The sequence below is a fragment of the Vibrio sp. Y10_XG_PY6 genome, assembly GCF_024181795.1.
Taxonomy (GTDB): domain Bacteria; phylum Pseudomonadota; class Gammaproteobacteria; order Enterobacterales; family Vibrionaceae; genus Vibrio; species Vibrio diabolicus.
In genome coordinates this window covers 402,246-418,109 of the sequence record NZ_JAMZAQ010000002.1, presented here as the reverse complement: position 1 = coordinate 418,109, position 15,864 = coordinate 402,246, and the positions used below count along the sequence as shown (strand labels likewise).

Sequence of the window (15,864 nt, the reverse complement as noted above, 5' to 3'; positions counted from 1 at the left end):
TTGATAGAAACTTTGCTACACAACTCGTTGCGCAATTGACAAATATATTCCTCTAATATCTTAACGCGTTGTTTTGGTTATTAAATACCGACTTCAGCTGCTGTAAGATTATGAAACTCTGTAGGGATTTGGTCCCAAGCGGATTTGATCTCACGGATAATGTCGATAACGTCGTCGATCAGTTGAGGATCATTTTGATGGTTAGCAGCTGAAATTTGCGTGATCATAAACTCATAGAGTGAATCTAAGTTTGAAGCAATATCACCACCGTCATCCATCGATAGACAGCTACGTAGCGCAATAATGATGTCTAGCGCTTTACCTAAACGCTCGCCTTTCGCTGGAATGTTGCCTGCTTGCATGGCCGCTTTACCTTGAATAAGGCGCTCAATCGCACCAGCCATAAGCATTTGAATGACTTTGTGCGGAGAAGCCGCGCTTAGCTGGCTGTCGACTGATACCTTTTTGTATGCTTGCAAAGAACCGCGCATAGTAATCCTCTTTTAAATAAATTTTTTGTACTGCTGAAGCGAACGCTGGCCATAACGAAACTTATGAAGTTCTTTTCCGACCTTTGACGTTTCCGATTGCATCAGCTCGACAATTCTTTTGGTACGAGTAAGCAACGCTTGCCACTCTGCATCCTGCTTAACCAAAGGATTTTGATGAATAATTGGTAACAGGTTTTGCAATAACCGTTCCCTGATATCGACCAAGCGAAGAATTTCTTCAGTACTAAAGTCGACTTTTTCCAATTCTTGCGTAATTAGTTGATCTATATCACTAATATCTATGAGTTCTTTTTGCATTTATTAACCCAACGCACTCATTAAGGCACCTAACTGACCTTGCATTTTGCCAGTCGCATCTTGCATGGCGGTAAACTTCGCGTGAGTGCGCTTTTCTAGGCTTTCCATGCGGCGATCTAATGCCGCTTGATCATCACTCAAACGATAATTTTGTTCTGTGAGACTTTTTTCTCGAGTACGAATGCTGCCTGTAATGCCTGTAATACCATGAATCGCGTCTTCGACTCGTTTAGCAAAACCTGTGTTGCCACCGAAGAACTTTTCTAGCTCGTTGAAGTTGTTGTTCAACTGACGATCCAACATGTCATAGTTGATTTCTAAGGTACCTTGACGCGTGGTAGTAATGCCAAATTCAGTTAATGACTTTAGGTTTTCAGGCGCTTTATCAATTTGAGTGGAAAATACCGATTTTAATCGTGAGTCTGCGCTGCGTACGGTACTGTCACCCGACAACGGTCCTTTTTGACCAGTGACCGGATCCACACTCGCCAACGCTTGAGACGTTTGATAAAACGAGTTATACGCAGCCACAAAGTTTTCGATGTCGTTACGCACACTCTGACGATCGTATTCGACGCCAATTTCAGCAGGTGGCTTGTTCGGTTCTGATTTGCCTTTAAGTGTTAAATCAACACCTTCTATGGCATCTTCAATCACATTGTTGTGACTAGATAGCTTTGCTACTCCATCAAGCAGAACTTCTGAATCTTGCCCTGCTTGTACCTCTGTCATACCAAGGTATTCTTCAAAAGCAGATTGCGCTTTTGCGATTTTCGCTTCTGCTTCATCAATTTTTTCTAAACGTTCACGCTCTTGAGGATCCAGCTTAGCGCGATGAATTTGTTTCGCTTGCTCTTCGGTCAATTCACCACGTTCAACTTTTGCGTCTAGCGCTTGTTTTTCACTCGCAATTTTTTGCTCAATTTCAGCTTTTTCTTGCTCAAGAAGCTGCTTGGCCTCTTTCGTCGTAACGTAAGAGTCGGTTAATGTGCCTGATGCCGCATTACTCCAACCCGGTACATCTGGTGCCTTCTCTATTGCTTTCTCGTCGAGTTCGAGCTCTGGCTCTTCATAAGAATCCAGCAAAGTGCCTGACGCAGTTTCTGTCCACCCTGGAATTCGGTCTTCAGGGCGCAAACTCGCACGTCGGTTGGCTTCATCAATCGCTTCCTGCCCAGCTTTAGCAGCTTCTGCACCCGCAGCATAGATTGGCTCTTGGGAGCCATCATCTTGTCCATTTTCTGCCGCTTTTTGCTCTTCTGGAGGTAGAGGATTGCCGTTTGCATCCAGTTCTACTGGTTGCTCGGGGAATTGAAGAGGACCTAACACTTCTTCCGCCGCTGAACGAGCTTCTTCAAGCGCGTTAACACGGTCTTCAAGTGTTTGATATTCGAAATACTTTAGAGGGTTGCCTTTGTCGGCCTCCACACTGACTCTGATTTGATGATCCTTACCAGAGAGATTTGAGGCAAGGATAAGGCGTGGTCCTTCAACGTCGTTAATGAGAGATGCTCGAACACCGGGATTGTCTTTTGAGCCGTTGATGCCGCGTACGACATCTGCGAGCTTGGAGCTCGAACGAACGTTCACGTTGAAGGTGTCATCACCAAGCGAAATCTGCAGCTTACCAGGGCCAAACTTTGCGTCTTCTGGCAGTACGTCAGAAGCGACTTTGTGGCTCTGGGCAAGCTGCAACACATCGATAGCATATTTGCCAGCGATAGCATCTGTAGTTGCAGTAGCAGATACGATATTGTCGTCTGTCGTTTCAACAGTACGAACGGCAAACGCTTTCTCTTGACGAAAGTTCGCCATGAGATTTTTCATCGTATCCAGTGATTCTCTGAGTCGCCCATAGGCACTGATACTGGCATTAATTGTCGTGCGCTCGTTGTCAATGCGTTGCTGCTTTGGTACGCGTTCGGCATCCACAATTTTGCTGACCATGGAATTGATATCCATGCCGCCAGACATCCCCAAAGGGCCTAAACTCATCAAATCACCTCTAAAAACGACTTACACTTTTTCAGTCAACAACCCGCTGTTGGCTGTGTGCTCAGCTAGGCGACGCAATACCACTAGCATCTCTTCATCAGGAATTTGACGAATCACGTCGCCCGTTTTGGCTTCGTAAATCGTCACCACATCTCTCCCGGATTCCTCATCCACTCGAAACGCGACTCCTTTGTTTATGGACGTCACAAACTCATTCATTTGCGCGACCAATTTTTCACGTTCTTCTTTGTTCAGCTCTTGACGGCTTTCCGCCATCTCGATCGCAGCTTGAACAGAGAAGTCGTATTCGGTGTCTTTCGCTTTTTGCGGCGAAACCTCACCATTTGAATTTGCTGGGCTAGACGTGCCTATATCATTGCCATTTTTATTTGCAAACTTTGTGCCACTTGGCGTGCCGTAAGGCTGGATGTTCGATGCGTAGGAGGATATATCCATTACAATCTCCCTTCCACCTTATGGGCTAACGATAGAACCTATCGCTTTGGTGCCCCAGCACTAAGGTATTTACCTCAGGCTGGGTCAACCACTTAGCCCAACAAGCTTAGCGCTGCAGATGGAGACTGCTTCGCTTGAGCCAGGATTGAAGTACTTGCTTGCTGAAGAATTTGCGACTTAGTCATCGCAGTGGTTTCTTTCGCGTAATCAGTATCTTTAATACGGCTGTTAGACGCATTAACGTTCTCGTTAATGTTGTCTAAGTTGCTGATTGCGTGGTTGAAGCGGTTTTGGAAAGCACCAAGTGACGCACGTTGGCTGTCTACTGACTTCAGGGCACCGTCGATAACAGCCACAGCTTCTTGAGAGCCTGCTACTGTTGTTACGTCGATGTCTTTCACTGTTACGTCTTTCGGGCCGCCAAAGCCGATCTCGTCCGCTAGGTTGCCAGAGAACTCAACATCACCTTGAACTTTTTGAGAAGAAGCAAATACTTGTAGCTTGCCATCTTCACCAACAGACGCTTTTACATCATCGTTTTGACCGTTGATGTACGTTGCTAGCTGCTCAATGTCGTCGCCTTGTTTTGCGCTGATCGATAGCTCTTTCTCTTCACCTTGTTTGTTGGTGTAGCTCATTTTGAACTCAGTTTTCTCACCAACAGTCCAAGATGCATCTTTACCCTCTTCTGCTGCGTAGCTCTTGCCACCCATTGCAGAAGTGTCTGAGCGCAAGCTACCCATAGAAAGCATCACTGCTTCACCTGAGTCTGCACCGATTTGGAAAGATTGCGTACCGTATGTACCGTTCAGCAACTTGTTACCACCGAAAGAGGTAGTTTCAGCAATACGGTTTAGCTCGTCATTTAGCGCTGTTACTTCTTCTTGGATCGCAACACGTTCTGCTTTTGAGTTAGAACCGTTCGCAGATTGAAGCGATAGGTCACGCATACGTTGTAGGATGTTGGTAGATTCATTCATTGCACCTTCAGCAACCTGTGCAATAGAAATACCGTCGTTTGCGTTTTTCACCGCCATGTCTAGGCCACGGCTTTGTGCATTCAAGCGGTTTGAAATCTGTAGACCTGCAGCATCGTCTTTCGCGCTATTGATTTTATAACCCGAAGACAAACGCTCCATTGATTTTTGTTGACCGTCAGCTGCCTGGTTTAGGTAACGCTGTGCAGTCATCGCAGAAACGTTAGTATTAACGTTAATCGCCATAATTGATCTCCTTAAGGCTTTAGTGAATGTACCGTCGTGTCTCTCACCTCACTTAGGTACATCTCATTTCTCTCAGTCCCTTTAACGGCGACCGATGAATATCCTTTAGAAGAAATTTTCAATTTTTTGCGATTATTTTCTTTGGCTTACTGAAATGTGATGAAGCTCTAATGTCGTGATTCGCAGAAATCCTGAGTCCCCAAAAGACAGAAAAAAACCCAGCCGAAGCTGGGTTTACTCGCTCATCTCTCACCACGAGCCAATGAGGTTCTCGTCTTAGGTTTGAAATTAACCTAGCAGACTTAGCGCTGAGTTTGGCGCTTGTTTCGCTTGCGCAAGGATTGAGCTTGACGCTTGCGATAGAATTTGTGACTTGGTCATTTGAGTCGTTTCTTTCGCGAAGTCAGTATCTTTGATACGGCTCTTCGACGCGTTCACATTCTCGTTAATGTTGTCCAAGTTGCTGATTGCATGGTTGAAACGGTTCTGGAATGCACCCAGTTCTGCGCGGTGGCTGTCTACGTATTTCAGTGCCGCATCGATGATAGCCACAGATTCTTGTGCGCCACCAACTGAGGTTACGTCGATAGTATCTACCGTTACTTTTTTACCTTCGCCCAAACCTAGCTCGCCAGATAGGCCGCCTGAAAACTCGACTTCGCCTTCGACTTTGTTGTTGCCAGCAAAGATTTGCAGTTTACCGTCTTGGTCTACTGAGGCTTTCACTAGGTCAGTTTGACCGTTAATGTAAGTCGCAAGCTCTTCGATATCGTCACCCGCTTTTGCGCTGATGTTGATTTCTTGCTCTTGACCGTAGCTGTCCGTTAGGTTGATTTTTAGGTCGTTCTTACCTTCAGCAACGTTCCAGTCTTTACCTTTACCACTTTCAGCTTGGTAGCTCACTCCGCCCATCATTTTGTTGTCTGAACGCATGTCTTTTAGCTCAAGCATCACGGCTTCACCGTTATCCGCACCAATTTGGAACGATTTCGCGCCGTGTGTGCCGTTTAGTAGCTTGTTACCACCGAAAGAAGTGGTTTCTGCGATACGGTTTAGTTCGTCATTTAGCGCGGTCACTTCTTCTTGAATCGCCACACGCTCTGATTTCGAGTTTGAGCCGTTTGCTGATTGTAGAGACAAGTCACGCATACGTTGAAGAATGTTAGTGGTCTCGTTCATTGCACCTTCAGCGGTTTGTGCAATTGAGATACCGTCGTTCGCGTTGCGAACCGCCACATCCAAACCACGGCTTTGTACGTTCAAACGGTTCGAGATTTGTAGACCCGCAGCGTCATCTTTTGCGCTGTTGATTTTGAAACCCGAAGACAAACGCTCCATAGAAGTTTGTTGAGCTGAGTTTGCGTTGTTTAGGTAACGCTGAGCGGTCATCGCTGATACGTTAGTGTTTACATTCACTGCCATGGTGATTTCTCCAATTGATTTTCCGGTATAGCGGTTTCCGACGTCTCGGAAAACCAAGTAGTTCTCTCAAAGTTACTTTTATTAACGGCGCTCAAACTGATTTCTTTAGGGAATTCTTTGGATTTTTTTGAAAAAAGTTCATTTGGAGAAGGAATCGTGATGAAGCAGATAAAAAAGCAAAAAAACGTCAAACTTTCGCTAAAGCTTCTTTTCGAGCTGTCGATACAGGCAGGTTTTGCGTTAAATTCGAGCGAGGTCGATCATTAGCCAAGTAAGGTTAATGCTAGGTTTGGCGCTTGTTTTGCTTGTGCAAGAATAGAAGTACTGACCTGCTGCAAGATCTGCTGCTTCACCATTTGCGTGGTTTCTTTCGCGTAGTCAGTGTCTTGGATACGACTGTTGGAAGCGGCTAAGTTTTCGTGGATGTTATCCAGATTATTGATCGCGTGATTAAAGCGGTTTTGATACGCGCCTAACTCAGCACGATGACTATCAACGTACTTCATCGCAGTATCTAGGACGGCCACGGCTTGTTGCGCACCACCGACAGACGTAATGTCGATGTTATCAACCGCATCGTAACCTTTTAGCTGTAACCCCAGTTCACTCGCTAAGTCACCTGAAAACGATAAAGTGCCTGAAGTTTCTTCTCCAGCCATAAATAGCTGTAACTGACCTTCTTCATTCACCGATGCCGTGACTTTGTCAGTTTGACCATTGATATAAGTCGCAAGCTCTTCGATATCATCGCCAGCTTTGGCATTAATTTGAATGGTTTCCGTCTCACCAAAACGATTCGTAAATGACATACTAAGATCATTCGCACCGTCTTTTACTTTCCAATCAGAGCTTGCACGTCCGTTTGCAATGTAACTAAAGCCGCCCATATCAATGCCATCGCTGCGCATCGACTTTAATTCAACTTGCACAGCTTCACCTGACGCTGCACCGATTTGAAATGCCGACTTACCAAAGCTGCCATTGAGCAGTTTACGCCCACCAAAGGAGGTCGTTTCGGCAATGCGGTTTAGCTCATCGTTAAGTGCCGTCACTTCTTCTTGCAGTGCAGTGCGTTCCGCTTTGCTGTTTGAACCATTGGCTGACTGTAGCGACAAATCACGCATACGTTGCATGATATTGGTCACCTCATTCATCGCCCCTTCGGCGGTTTGCATGATGGAAATGCCGTCGTTCGCGTTACGTACCGCGACATCCAAACCACGCATTTGCGATTGCAGACGGTTGGAGATTTGCAGACCCGCAGCGTCATCCTTTGCGCTGTTAATACGCTTCCCTGAAGACAAACGCTCCATGGATTGGTTCAGCATATCCGTTGCACTGGTCAAATGACGCTGTGCGACAAGTGCTGCCACATTGGTATTAACGGTGATCGCCACGAATAAAGGGTCCTAAAATTAAGGCTTTGAGTATTTATCGACCAAGTAACAGAAAAGTTTAGTGTTTTTTGAAAAGAGATTGGAATAGAAATAGAAAACAAAAGCCCTCCAATTGGAGGGCTTAAGAAATAAAGTCTGAGAGCTTACTTGATGGCTAGCTCTGCTAGCATTTCTTGCGAAGGCGCGAAGAAGTACGCACCAGTTACCGCTTTTGTGAAACGAAGCATTTGGTCTGTTTTACCATCTGTCACGCCGTACATACTTTCTAGCATCACTTTAATGTTATGAAGTGTATTGCAGTAAGAAATAAACAGCAGGCCATGAGGCCCTGTTACCGTCCCGTATGGCAAGCTATGACGAACAATCTTGAGGCCTTTTCCTTCTTCTTTAATATCAACGCGACCAACGTGTGATGCAGCAGGAACGTCTTCTAGCTCGATAGAGTCTGGTTTGGTACGACCAATCACTTTTTCTTGCGCTTTGACATTCAAGCGATTCCAAGCGGCAAGGTTATGTTCGAAGCGTTGAGCCATGACATAACTACCTCCAGCAAATGGGCCCTCTTTTACTAGAGCCACATCAGCGCGAGCCTCCCCTTTCGGGTTTTCTGTCCCATCAATAAAGTCTGTCATATCACGAGCATCAAGGTAACGGTACCCATACGTTTCGTCCACAATGGTGACATCTTGTGCCGTCTCTTCTAGAAACTTACGCAGAACATAAAAGTGCAAGTCGTGACGAGTAGAGTGACAGTGAATCAGCACATCAACATCCGTTGCAGGCGCTACGATGTCTCCTTCGCCAAGTTGAGTAAAATCAATAAGCTCTTCTGGCGCGTCTACATTGAGGTGTTGCCAAAACGATTTTGTGAATGCGATAGAAAGGGTCAGCGCCGCGCCTGGCTGGGTAATATTTAACTCTTCCACTAACTTTGGTAGTGCTTTCAGCTTATCCAATACGTTTTCACGGTTTTGGTTCACTTTAAGTTGAGTGTACAGTGCAAATGGCCCTGCTTCTGGCACGATCGCCGTTTGAGCTTGTGACATTGAGGTTTCCTCTATACTTTGCCCCGGTGTGGGAAGTTATTGTTTTTAATTCTTCGAAGGCTGTTCTTCATTGCGCTCCAATTGTGGCACATGAAAACAGTCTTTTACCCATCTTCCATTTAGAAGATAGATCATAAACCAAGCTAATAAGGTAATGGTAAGGGCGTTTGCCCAGTTGAATACACCATGTTCCAGATACACATGATACATGGTCTGAGCCAGTTGGATACCGCACAAGATCAAAGTGATCTCTCGACCATAGCGAGTAATTCTGTTTACCCATCCTCTATCGGGGTGACGGAGCCCCATCAACCACATGAGAAGCAGGCTTGGAATGCCCATCGCCAAACCCAAATACAGCGTACTTGAGTCTGGATAAACAATAGCGAGTAGCTTACTGCCACTATCACGACTTACGCCTGCCATCGCAAACACAACCCATGAACGTACAAGAAACATCCATCCAAACCATAAAATAATCGGCGCTTTTAAAAATCCATGGGCGTCATATTGGTCAAACGAGTAGCGCACAACATCTTCTTCTTAATGTGATAAAACGCCACTTTAACCTATCATTTCAGAGTTGCAAGCCAGCAAAGATGAGAACTAAAGTTCATTTCATCATCTTACACAGGTAAACTAAACAAAGATTTACAATGACGTTGATGAGAAACATGAAAAAAAGAACTCCAGCTACCCCAGCGCCTTCTCAAGAAACTCAAGCCGAAGCGATGAGAATTGCCAAATCCACACAGAAACCGGGGCAAACCAAAGAGCAAACCAAGCTGATCGCTCAAGGTATCGAAAAAGGCATCGCTCAATATAAGAAGCAGCAAAAAGAGCGAAATCGTCAAGCCGATAAGGCGAAGAAAAAACAGCAACGTGAAAAGCAACGTCAGCATGAAAAGGCTATCGAACAAGACAGCATCACAGACGATGCGCCAAACCATGCATCAAGCAAACTGCCTTGGATACTGCTCGCTCTGAGCTGGATTGGCTTTGCTGCTTACATAGTATTGGGGAAATAGCTGATGAGACGCCTGTTACTTGGACTTTTTGTCGTACTTCTCTCTGGTTGCACGATGCCTTCTCACCTTACTCATGCTCAAAGTCAAGATGTTCATATTCGCATTGACGCTCAGTTCAACCCTGATCGATGCGAATACAAAGGCGAAGTCACCGGAAGCGAGGGTCATTGGTATAACTACATTTTTATGACTAATGACGCGATGATGCAAGGCGCGATGAATGATTTAAAAAACAATGCAGCGGCTATCGATGCGGACACCGTTTTTATGGTCTCCCCGCAAGATTTTATCACCTCATTTAGCGTGCTGGGCTCCGCTTACCGCTGCAATGGATGACGCCTGAATATGAAAAAAGCCAGCAATTGCTGGCTTATGCACGAAATCCAAGACTGCTAGCGATATCTCTCTCCCGCTCTAGAACCCATTGGCTATCAAAAGGCCCCCAATCTGAAAGTTGATAATAGCCGTCATTATGACGTCGGCCATCTTGAACGAATATGAGTTCAATGCCGATCCCAGGTAACGCCTTGAGTACATCTTGAATTGTACGACGAGGCCACCCCGTTTTTTCGATCAACTTTGGCACATTCGGCCTTTCTAGGTTTTCCACCAACAAGGCCAAATATAGCCGCCTTGCAAAAACAGGACTCAATTCCATTGACACCTCCTAAAATTGTGCTGATTCATTATTTCGTTTTTGCTCAGCGAGATGTTGCGTTTGATCAATAACTCGACTTTTCCATTTGATTTAGACGATTTTTTATTCGATTTATAGTGCATTCATCGTAAATAAGTTACGTAACATCAGTTATCTCAATCTATCTGAAAATATTTTCCACCGCATTTTGTCAGTTTGATTGCTTCTTGATAGGATGCTATAGCAGCCCAAATCACTTAAGTGCGTCTTAACCGCGCCAGTGAAAAATAGAACAAAGAAAAAAGGAAACACTATGTCGATTACCATGTTTGGTATTCCCAACTGCGATACGATCAAAAAAGCCAAAAAATGGTTAGAAGCTGAGGATATTACTTACGACTTCCATGACTACCGTAAGCAAGGCGTTGATGTAGCTATGGTAAGCGAATTTTGTCGCGCTTTAGGTTGGGAACAGGTGCTCAACAAACGTGGCACGACCTACCGCCAACTGACACAAGAACAAAAAGACACGCTTAACGAAGAAAACGCGATCGCTCTTTTGGTAGAAAATCCGGCGATGATCAAGCGCCCAATTTTAAAAGTGAATGATCAACTTCATATCGGTTTTAAAGCTGATCAATACGCTACCATTTTCAACTCTTAAATAAAGGAATACTCAAGGATGACAGACAGTCCAGTATTGGCACTTGCTAAAGATCTGATCAGTAGACAATCTGTAACGCCGGAAGACGCAGGTTGTCAGGATTTGATGATCGAGCGCTTAAAAGCACTCGGGTTTGAAATTGAAGTGATGGTATTTGAAGACACCACGAACTTCTGGGCTCGCCGTGGTTCAGAAGCGCCACTATTTGCGTTCGCTGGCCACACCGATGTGGTACCTGCTGGCAAACTGGAGCACTGGGATACACATCCGTTTGAACCAACTATTATTGATGGTTACCTACACGGTCGCGGTGCAGCGGACATGAAAGGGTCGCTAGCCGCTATGGTCGTTGCTGTCGAACGCTTCATTGCAGAAAACCCAGACCACAAAGGCTCAATCGGCTTTCTAATTACGTCGGATGAAGAAGGACCATTTATCAATGGTACCGTTCGTGTTGTAGAAACGTTGATGGCACGTGGCGAAAATATCGACATGTGTATCGTCGGTGAACCATCCAGCACCGAAGTGGTTGGCGATGTGGTGAAAAATGGACGTCGCGGTTCTATCACGGGCGATTTAACGGTAAAAGGAACACAAGGCCACGTGGCCTATCCTCACCTAGCCAATAACCCTGTGCACGAGTCTCTACTCGCGATTCATGAACTCGCAACAACAGAGTGGGACAAAGGAAATGATTATTTCCCACCAACCAGCTTCCAGATCCCGAACGTATCGGCTGGCACTGGTGCGTCTAACGTCATTCCTGGCGAGTTCCATGTTCAGTTCAACCTACGTTTTAGTACTGAGCTTAACAATGACGCAATTGTTCAGCGTGTTACCGAAACATTGGACAAGCATGAGCTGGACTACGATCTAAAATGGACATTCAACGGCGACCCATTCCTGACCGATACAGGCGCGCTGCTAGATGCGGTTGTTGCTGCTGTTGCCGACGTGAATGATACGAAGCCAGCCCTACTTACAACTGGCGGTACGTCTGATGGTCGCTTTATCGCTCGAATGGGTGGTCAAGTCGTAGAGTTAGGCCCTGTTAATGCTACGATTCATAAAGTGAACGAATGCGTGAAAGTGGACGATCTAGAAAAGTTGACTGACATGTACGAGAACACGTTGAAACACCTGTTAGCGAAGTAATCAGCGAGAACACCATGACACCAGAGCAACTCACCGGCACCACAGATTCTCATCTGCAATCCACTTTAGTGGGTCAAAAAGCGTTTCTACTCCACCCTGAAGTAGCTGACGATCTGCTAAAGATGATTGAAGCGGCAACAGAAGCAGGTTTTAAAATGGAAATCGCCAGTGGTTTTCGTGACTTCAACCGCCAAAAAGCGATCTGGAACGGGAAGTTTTCTGGTGAGTTGCCAATTCTCGACGTCAACTCCCGCCCTTTAAACAAAGCAGAGTTAAATGACGAAGAGAAGTTGATGGCCATTTTGCGCTGGTCGGCACTGCCTGGAGGAAGTCGTCATCATTGGGGTTGTGATTTTGATGTCTATGCGCGCAATTTATTGCCTACTGACACCAAACTCAAGCTGGAGCCTTGGGAGTACCTTGAAGGCCACCAACAAGCGTTCTACCAATGGTTAAAAGCCAACCTTGGTCGATTCGGCTTCTTCTTCCCTTATCAGCAAGATTTAGGTGGCGTTTCGATTGAGCCTTGGCACATTAGCCACCGCACTGTCGGGCAACAGTGCCTCGCGCAATTGACGCCTGATGTACTCAGAAACCAGCTGATTCAGCAAAATCAGACCGACAACATTGCAGGGATTGACGTCATACTGAATAATTTGGATAACGTCGTTGCCAAATTTATTCACAATATCACGCCGCCGGAGGCTCTATGATAGAAATACTCACCAACCCTTGGGTCATTATCATTGTAGTGTTGAGCGTGGTCATTGGTAACATTGCCGCACTCAAATACACCGCAAAAATGAAGTTTGGTCAGATGGATAAAAGCCGTAAGAACGATTTAGATAAGCTGAACACGTTGGATAAACAGCGCTCCGCTGACGAGGAGAGCAACAAAAACGAGCCTCGTTAGTTAAACACCTACTTTATCCCGACACGCCGAATATAAGCATCAAAAAAGGGACCACTGGGTCCCTTTTCAATTATTGTGTAAACGTATCGCGTTAAGTTCGCTTTGGTTACTGCTTCACCGTCGCAGCCAATACAGGCGCTAGTGATTTCAAAAACTCTTCTTCTACTGGCTTACCAGAGGAATCCGTAATATTGATAGACGTACGGTTGCCTAAATCGCCAAGTAAGAATGTGTACTTACCAGCGTCTAACTCCACTGGTTTAACGCCGATATCGTTCCAGAATTCATCATCCGGAGACGCATATTTCGCAGTGATTGTGCCCTGAGACTGGCTACGCTCTTCAATCTTAAAGCCCATCTTAGGTAGAATATTAGGCAGACGTTGCCAAAGCATGTTGTATTGCGCGCGCGCGACAATCACAGGAAGCCCACTACGGTCTTTACCCATTGTAATTGGGATCTGTTTAACCAACTCTTGCGCTTTACGTTGTGCTTCTTCACGTACTTCTTGATCGTAGCGAGCGGTTACCAAGTTCGTCATGAACACATTGTAGCGCTCACGGTTGGTCGCCGTTACTTCTTTCACTTGATTGCCTTCACGCCAGTCAATAAGACTAACTTTAAAGCCGTGTCGACCATTTGCTTCAGCACGTACGATCTCATATCGGCTACCAATTTCCAGCTCTTCGTCTGGCGAATCCCACGTCACCCAACCCGTCTCGATGCGAGAATCTGTTTGGCTTTCAACTGGAATCTCGTTGGCCGCGACCATGTTTTGTACCGTTTGCCAAACTTTATCTAGTTCATCTTTACGAAGTAGCCAAAGTGTCACTTCACCATCACTACTGCGGTCCAGACGTGCACCAGGAATAAGCTCTAGGACTTGTTGAGGTGGACGAATGTCGACATCTTTACCTACACCACCAGCATAGTTACCCTGAGGGATCTCATAGTTCGGATAAAACTGTGGCTGTGCGCCTTGTGGGACATTCCACTCACCCAAATTGGGGGAGTTCAAATACTCGAAGTCATCTTTTGCTTGACGACGTTGATTGGCACCACCTGAACAGGCAGTCAATACGAATACAGCTAATGAACTTAACACTAACTGGCTTGAAAGCTTCATCTATACTCCTAAAACACCGAGGGCGCTTTGGCCCCCAGTATGAACTTCAATCCTAGTAACTCAATCTTAATAGCTCAATTTTAATAAATACCGGCGTCGGTTAACGCCTGTTCAACGATCGGCTGCGATTTTTCAGAAAGTGTGGTTAAAGGAAGACGCAAACCACCTTCTTCAATTAAACCAAGCTTTTGCGCTGCCCATTTTACTGGGATAGGGCTTGCTTCAATGAAAAGGTTTTTGTGTAGAGTCATCAAGCGTTGGTTAATCGCTTCTGCTTCTTCATACTTACCTTCGCTTGCCAAATGGAACATGTCTGCCATGTCTTTAGCTGCAATATTGTTTGTTACCGAGATAACACCATTGCCGCCAAGTTTCACAAAATCGAGACCCGTCGCATCATCGCCACTTAGTAAGATAAAATCTTCGCCACAAAGTTCACGGTGAATTGCAATTCGGTCCAAATCGCCCGTTGCATCTTTTAAAGCCACGATATTATCAAGCTTTGACAAGCGTGCCACTGTTTCTGGCTGCATATCAACAGCAGTACGGCCTGGTACGTTGTATAAAATTAGAGGCACATCACTCGCTTCAGCAATTGCTTTGTAGTGCAAGAACAAACCTTCTTGAGTTGGTTTGTTGTAATACGGTGTCACACTCAGGAAGCCAGCAATACCAGAATCAGCCAGTAATTTGCTAAATGTTACTGCCTCATGGGTTGCATTTGCACCCGTGCCAGCAATCACAGGGATGCGACCGTCGGCAAACTCAACAGTTTTATTAACGACCTTTACATGCTCTTCAATGGTCAGTGTCGCTGACTCACCTGTTGTGCCTACTGCCACAATACCGTCTGTACCCGCTTCAACGTGGTACTCTACTAGCTTTTGCAGACTGTCAAAGTCTACTTCGCCATCTGCTTTGAATGGCGTAATCAGCGCTACGATACTTCCTGAAAACATGTTTATCTCCCTCATTTAACTCTTTCTGCATGGTACTGTAATGCGATTGAAAAACACAAGAGCGTAAACTCGCTTACAAAGTACAAATGAATGAATAATTATCAGTTGTTAGAGGTCTAGCAACTTAATTGCTCTATTTGGTTTGATTAGCGGCAATATTGATAATCGTGTTGGGCTTTCGAGTGACTTTAGAATCTATCAGTGATTTGGAAAATACTGAAGTGCACAAGCCAGGAAAATATACTCTTGGGTTGCGCTCACCAAGTCAGACCTGAGTGAATAAAAAGACCAAACAATACGCAAGCACATCATGCAAACGTTTTATTTCCCCCCAACTCCCTCGTTTACTGCTTGCCTCCAATCGTTCACCTCAAGAGCCAACCTACTTTTTTGTAAACTAAAAAAAGAACTGACTCGATATTTCTCCGCAATATCTGTGCTAACATCTCTCTATTGAAGAAAGGACAAGAAGCTCATTTATGAAGCAACATCTGGTACTTACAGCAGTTGGAACGGACCGTCCAGGCATTTGTAACCAAGTCGTACACCTCGTTACTCAAGCCGGTTGTAACATAGTCGATAGCCGTATCGCTATCTTTGGAAGTGAATTTACGCTGATCATGCTCCTAACTGGGAACGCCAGTAGCGTGACTCGGGTAGAGACGCAATTGCCTCTACTTGGCCAAGAGCATGACCTGATTACGATTATGAAGCGTACGTCGGCGCACGAATTGCTCGACAACAGCTACACAATGGAAGTGTTTATTGAGTCTGAAGACCGCCCAGGTCTGACTGAAAAGTTTACTAAGTTCTTCGCGGATCAACAGATTGGTTTGGACTCTCTTAGCGCCCAAACTATCAGTAAGTCGAAAATTCAACTTGATGCGGACCAATTCCACATTGCGATTACCGCATCAGTAAGTGCGGATTGTAACTTAATGCAATTACAAGAAGATTTCGATGAACTTTGTCAGTCGCTCAACGTACAAGGTTCTCTGAATTTCATTAAAAACACACTATAAAGTAAAGGAAAT

The 15,864-nt window shown here is 45.4% G+C and carries 19 protein-coding genes; 7 read left to right on the top strand and 12 right to left on the bottom strand.

What is annotated here, in order from left to right:
- Positions 1 to 80 precede the first annotated feature (80 nt).
- From fliS to NL644_RS10220, 9 genes are all read right to left on the bottom strand, one after another.
- Entirely contained in the window at positions 81 to 491 is a 411-nt protein-coding gene (gene fliS / locus NL644_RS10260) for a flagellar export chaperone FliS (RefSeq protein ID WP_012841524.1), read from the bottom strand.
- 12 nt (positions 492 to 503) lie between these two features.
- Positions 504 to 809 (bottom strand): flagellar protein FliT, encoded by a 306-nt coding sequence (locus NL644_RS10255; protein ID WP_012841523.1) that lies wholly within the window; start codon positions 807 to 809, stop codon positions 504 to 506.
- Positions 810 to 812: 3 nt separating this feature from the next.
- On the bottom strand, positions 813 to 2,804 hold the full coding sequence (fliD, locus tag NL644_RS10250; protein ID WP_134647223.1) for a flagellar filament capping protein FliD: 1,992 nt from the start codon (positions 2,802 to 2,804) through the stop codon (positions 813 to 815).
- Positions 2,805 to 2,825: 21 nt separating this feature from the next.
- Entirely contained in the window at positions 2,826 to 3,260 is a 435-nt protein-coding gene (gene flaG, locus NL644_RS10245; RefSeq protein WP_047008849.1) for a flagellar protein FlaG, read from the bottom strand.
- 92 nt (positions 3,261 to 3,352) lie between these two features.
- On the bottom strand, positions 3,353 to 4,483 hold the full coding sequence (locus tag NL644_RS10240) for a flagellin (RefSeq protein ID WP_006741693.1): 1,131 nt from the start codon (positions 4,481 to 4,483) through the stop codon (positions 3,353 to 3,355).
- Between the two features lie 288 nt (positions 4,484 to 4,771).
- Positions 4,772 to 5,905, bottom strand: a complete 1,134-nt coding sequence (locus NL644_RS10235) for a flagellin (RefSeq protein ID WP_005393103.1) — start codon at positions 5,903 to 5,905, stop codon at positions 4,772 to 4,774.
- Between the two features lie 263 nt (positions 5,906 to 6,168).
- Entirely contained in the window at positions 6,169 to 7,302 is a 1,134-nt protein-coding gene (locus NL644_RS10230; RefSeq protein ID WP_046875529.1) for a flagellin, read from the bottom strand.
- A gap of 143 nt (positions 7,303 to 7,445) precedes the next feature.
- Positions 7,446 to 8,348, bottom strand: coding sequence for a Dyp-type peroxidase (locus NL644_RS10225; protein WP_139060391.1), 903 nt, complete (start codon positions 8,346 to 8,348; stop codon positions 7,446 to 7,448).
- A gap of 45 nt (positions 8,349 to 8,393) precedes the next feature.
- Positions 8,394 to 8,879 (bottom strand): DUF2919 domain-containing protein, encoded by a 486-nt coding sequence (locus tag NL644_RS10220; RefSeq protein WP_012841521.1) that lies wholly within the window; start codon positions 8,877 to 8,879, stop codon positions 8,394 to 8,396.
- A 143-nt stretch (positions 8,880 to 9,022) separates the two neighbouring features.
- Here NL644_RS10220 and NL644_RS10215 point away from each other — a divergent pair, with 143 nt between their 5' ends.
- Positions 9,023 to 9,376 (top strand): DUF2956 domain-containing protein, encoded by a 354-nt coding sequence (locus NL644_RS10215; protein WP_253658365.1) that lies wholly within the window; start codon positions 9,023 to 9,025, stop codon positions 9,374 to 9,376.
- A gap of 3 nt (positions 9,377 to 9,379) precedes the next feature.
- Positions 9,380 to 9,712 carry a DUF4156 domain-containing protein gene (locus NL644_RS10210; protein WP_081441201.1) on the top strand — a complete coding sequence of 111 codons (333 nt, stop codon included), beginning with the start codon at positions 9,380 to 9,382 and terminating at the stop codon, positions 9,710 to 9,712.
- A 34-nt stretch (positions 9,713 to 9,746) separates the two neighbouring features.
- Here NL644_RS10210 and NL644_RS10205 read toward each other — a convergent pair whose 3' ends face one another.
- A complete protein-coding gene (locus NL644_RS10205) occupies positions 9,747 to 10,034 on the bottom strand; it encodes a helix-turn-helix domain-containing protein (RefSeq protein ID WP_005380433.1) in 288 nt (95 codons plus the stop codon).
- 292 nt (positions 10,035 to 10,326) lie between these two features.
- Here NL644_RS10205 and NL644_RS10200 point away from each other — a divergent pair, with 292 nt between their 5' ends.
- The 4 genes from NL644_RS10200 to NL644_RS10185 are packed head-to-tail and all read left to right on the top strand — an operon-like array spanning position 10,327 to position 12,745.
- A complete protein-coding gene (locus NL644_RS10200; protein WP_048625863.1) occupies positions 10,327 to 10,677 on the top strand; it encodes an ArsC family reductase in 351 nt (116 codons plus the stop codon).
- Between the two features lie 18 nt (positions 10,678 to 10,695).
- Positions 10,696 to 11,832, top strand: coding sequence for a succinyl-diaminopimelate desuccinylase (gene dapE / locus NL644_RS10195; RefSeq protein ID WP_047008854.1), 1,137 nt, complete (start codon positions 10,696 to 10,698; stop codon positions 11,830 to 11,832).
- A gap of 14 nt (positions 11,833 to 11,846) precedes the next feature.
- Positions 11,847 to 12,545 (top strand): M15 family metallopeptidase, encoded by a 699-nt coding sequence (locus NL644_RS10190; RefSeq protein WP_182034642.1) that lies wholly within the window; start codon positions 11,847 to 11,849, stop codon positions 12,543 to 12,545.
- Positions 12,542 to 12,745, top strand: coding sequence for a DUF2897 family protein (locus NL644_RS10185; protein WP_253658364.1), 204 nt, complete (start codon positions 12,542 to 12,544; stop codon positions 12,743 to 12,745). Before NL644_RS10190 ends, NL644_RS10185 begins: the two co-directional genes overlap by 4 nt.
- A 106-nt stretch (positions 12,746 to 12,851) precedes the next feature.
- On the opposite strand, the gene bamC is transcribed toward NL644_RS10185, so the two are convergent.
- Positions 12,852 to 13,871: an outer membrane protein assembly factor BamC gene (bamC, locus tag NL644_RS10180; protein WP_006741687.1), complete on the bottom strand. Its 1,020-nt coding sequence runs from the start codon at positions 13,869 to 13,871 to the stop codon at positions 12,852 to 12,854.
- Between the two features lie 80 nt (positions 13,872 to 13,951).
- Positions 13,952 to 14,830, bottom strand: coding sequence for a 4-hydroxy-tetrahydrodipicolinate synthase (dapA, locus tag NL644_RS10175; RefSeq protein WP_012841516.1), 879 nt, complete (start codon positions 14,828 to 14,830; stop codon positions 13,952 to 13,954).
- A gap of 479 nt (positions 14,831 to 15,309) precedes the next feature.
- Here dapA and NL644_RS10170 point away from each other — a divergent pair, with 479 nt between their 5' ends.
- Positions 15,310 to 15,852: a glycine cleavage system protein R gene (locus NL644_RS10170; protein ID WP_012841515.1), complete on the top strand. Its 543-nt coding sequence runs from the start codon at positions 15,310 to 15,312 to the stop codon at positions 15,850 to 15,852.
- Positions 15,853 to 15,864: the final 12 nt, after the last annotated feature.

What these genes read in the sequence shown, in the direction of transcription:
- bamC (WP_006741687.1), bottom strand. Translation starts at nt 13,871, where the DNA reads ATGAAGCTTTCAAGCCAGTTAGTGTTAAGTTCATTAGCTGTATTCGTA.
- fliD (WP_134647223.1), bottom strand. Translation starts at nt 2,804, where the DNA reads ATGAGTTTAGGCCCTTTGGGGATGTCTGGCGGCATGGATATCAATTCC.
- NL644_RS10235 (WP_005393103.1), bottom strand. Translation starts at nt 5,905, where the DNA reads ATGGCAGTGAATGTAAACACTAACGTATCAGCGATGACCGCTCAGCGT.
- dapA (WP_012841516.1), bottom strand. Translation starts at nt 14,830, where the DNA reads ATGTTTTCAGGAAGTATCGTAGCGCTGATTACGCCATTCAAAGCAGAT.
- NL644_RS10210 (WP_081441201.1), top strand. Translation starts at nt 9,380, where the DNA reads ATGAGACGCCTGTTACTTGGACTTTTTGTCGTACTTCTCTCTGGTTGC.
- NL644_RS10200 (WP_048625863.1), top strand. Translation starts at nt 10,327, where the DNA reads ATGTCGATTACCATGTTTGGTATTCCCAACTGCGATACGATCAAAAAA.
- NL644_RS10240 (WP_006741693.1), bottom strand. Translation starts at nt 4,483, where the DNA reads ATGGCGATTAACGTTAATACTAACGTTTCTGCGATGACTGCACAGCGT.
- NL644_RS10190 (WP_182034642.1), top strand. Translation starts at nt 11,847, where the DNA reads ATGACACCAGAGCAACTCACCGGCACCACAGATTCTCATCTGCAATCC.
- NL644_RS10170 (WP_012841515.1), top strand. Translation starts at nt 15,310, where the DNA reads ATGAAGCAACATCTGGTACTTACAGCAGTTGGAACGGACCGTCCAGGC.
- fliS (WP_012841524.1), bottom strand. Translation starts at nt 491, where the DNA reads ATGCGCGGTTCTTTGCAAGCATACAAAAAGGTATCAGTCGACAGCCAG.
- NL644_RS10255 (WP_012841523.1), bottom strand. Translation starts at nt 809, where the DNA reads ATGCAAAAAGAACTCATAGATATTAGTGATATAGATCAACTAATTACG.
- dapE (WP_047008854.1), top strand. Translation starts at nt 10,696, where the DNA reads ATGACAGACAGTCCAGTATTGGCACTTGCTAAAGATCTGATCAGTAGA.
- flaG (WP_047008849.1), bottom strand. Translation starts at nt 3,260, where the DNA reads ATGGATATATCCTCCTACGCATCGAACATCCAGCCTTACGGCACGCCA.
- NL644_RS10205 (WP_005380433.1), bottom strand. Translation starts at nt 10,034, where the DNA reads ATGGAATTGAGTCCTGTTTTTGCAAGGCGGCTATATTTGGCCTTGTTG.
- NL644_RS10185 (WP_253658364.1), top strand. Translation starts at nt 12,542, where the DNA reads ATGATAGAAATACTCACCAACCCTTGGGTCATTATCATTGTAGTGTTG.
- NL644_RS10215 (WP_253658365.1), top strand. Translation starts at nt 9,023, where the DNA reads ATGAAAAAAAGAACTCCAGCTACCCCAGCGCCTTCTCAAGAAACTCAA.
- NL644_RS10225 (WP_139060391.1), bottom strand. Translation starts at nt 8,348, where the DNA reads ATGTCACAAGCTCAAACGGCGATCGTGCCAGAAGCAGGGCCATTTGCA.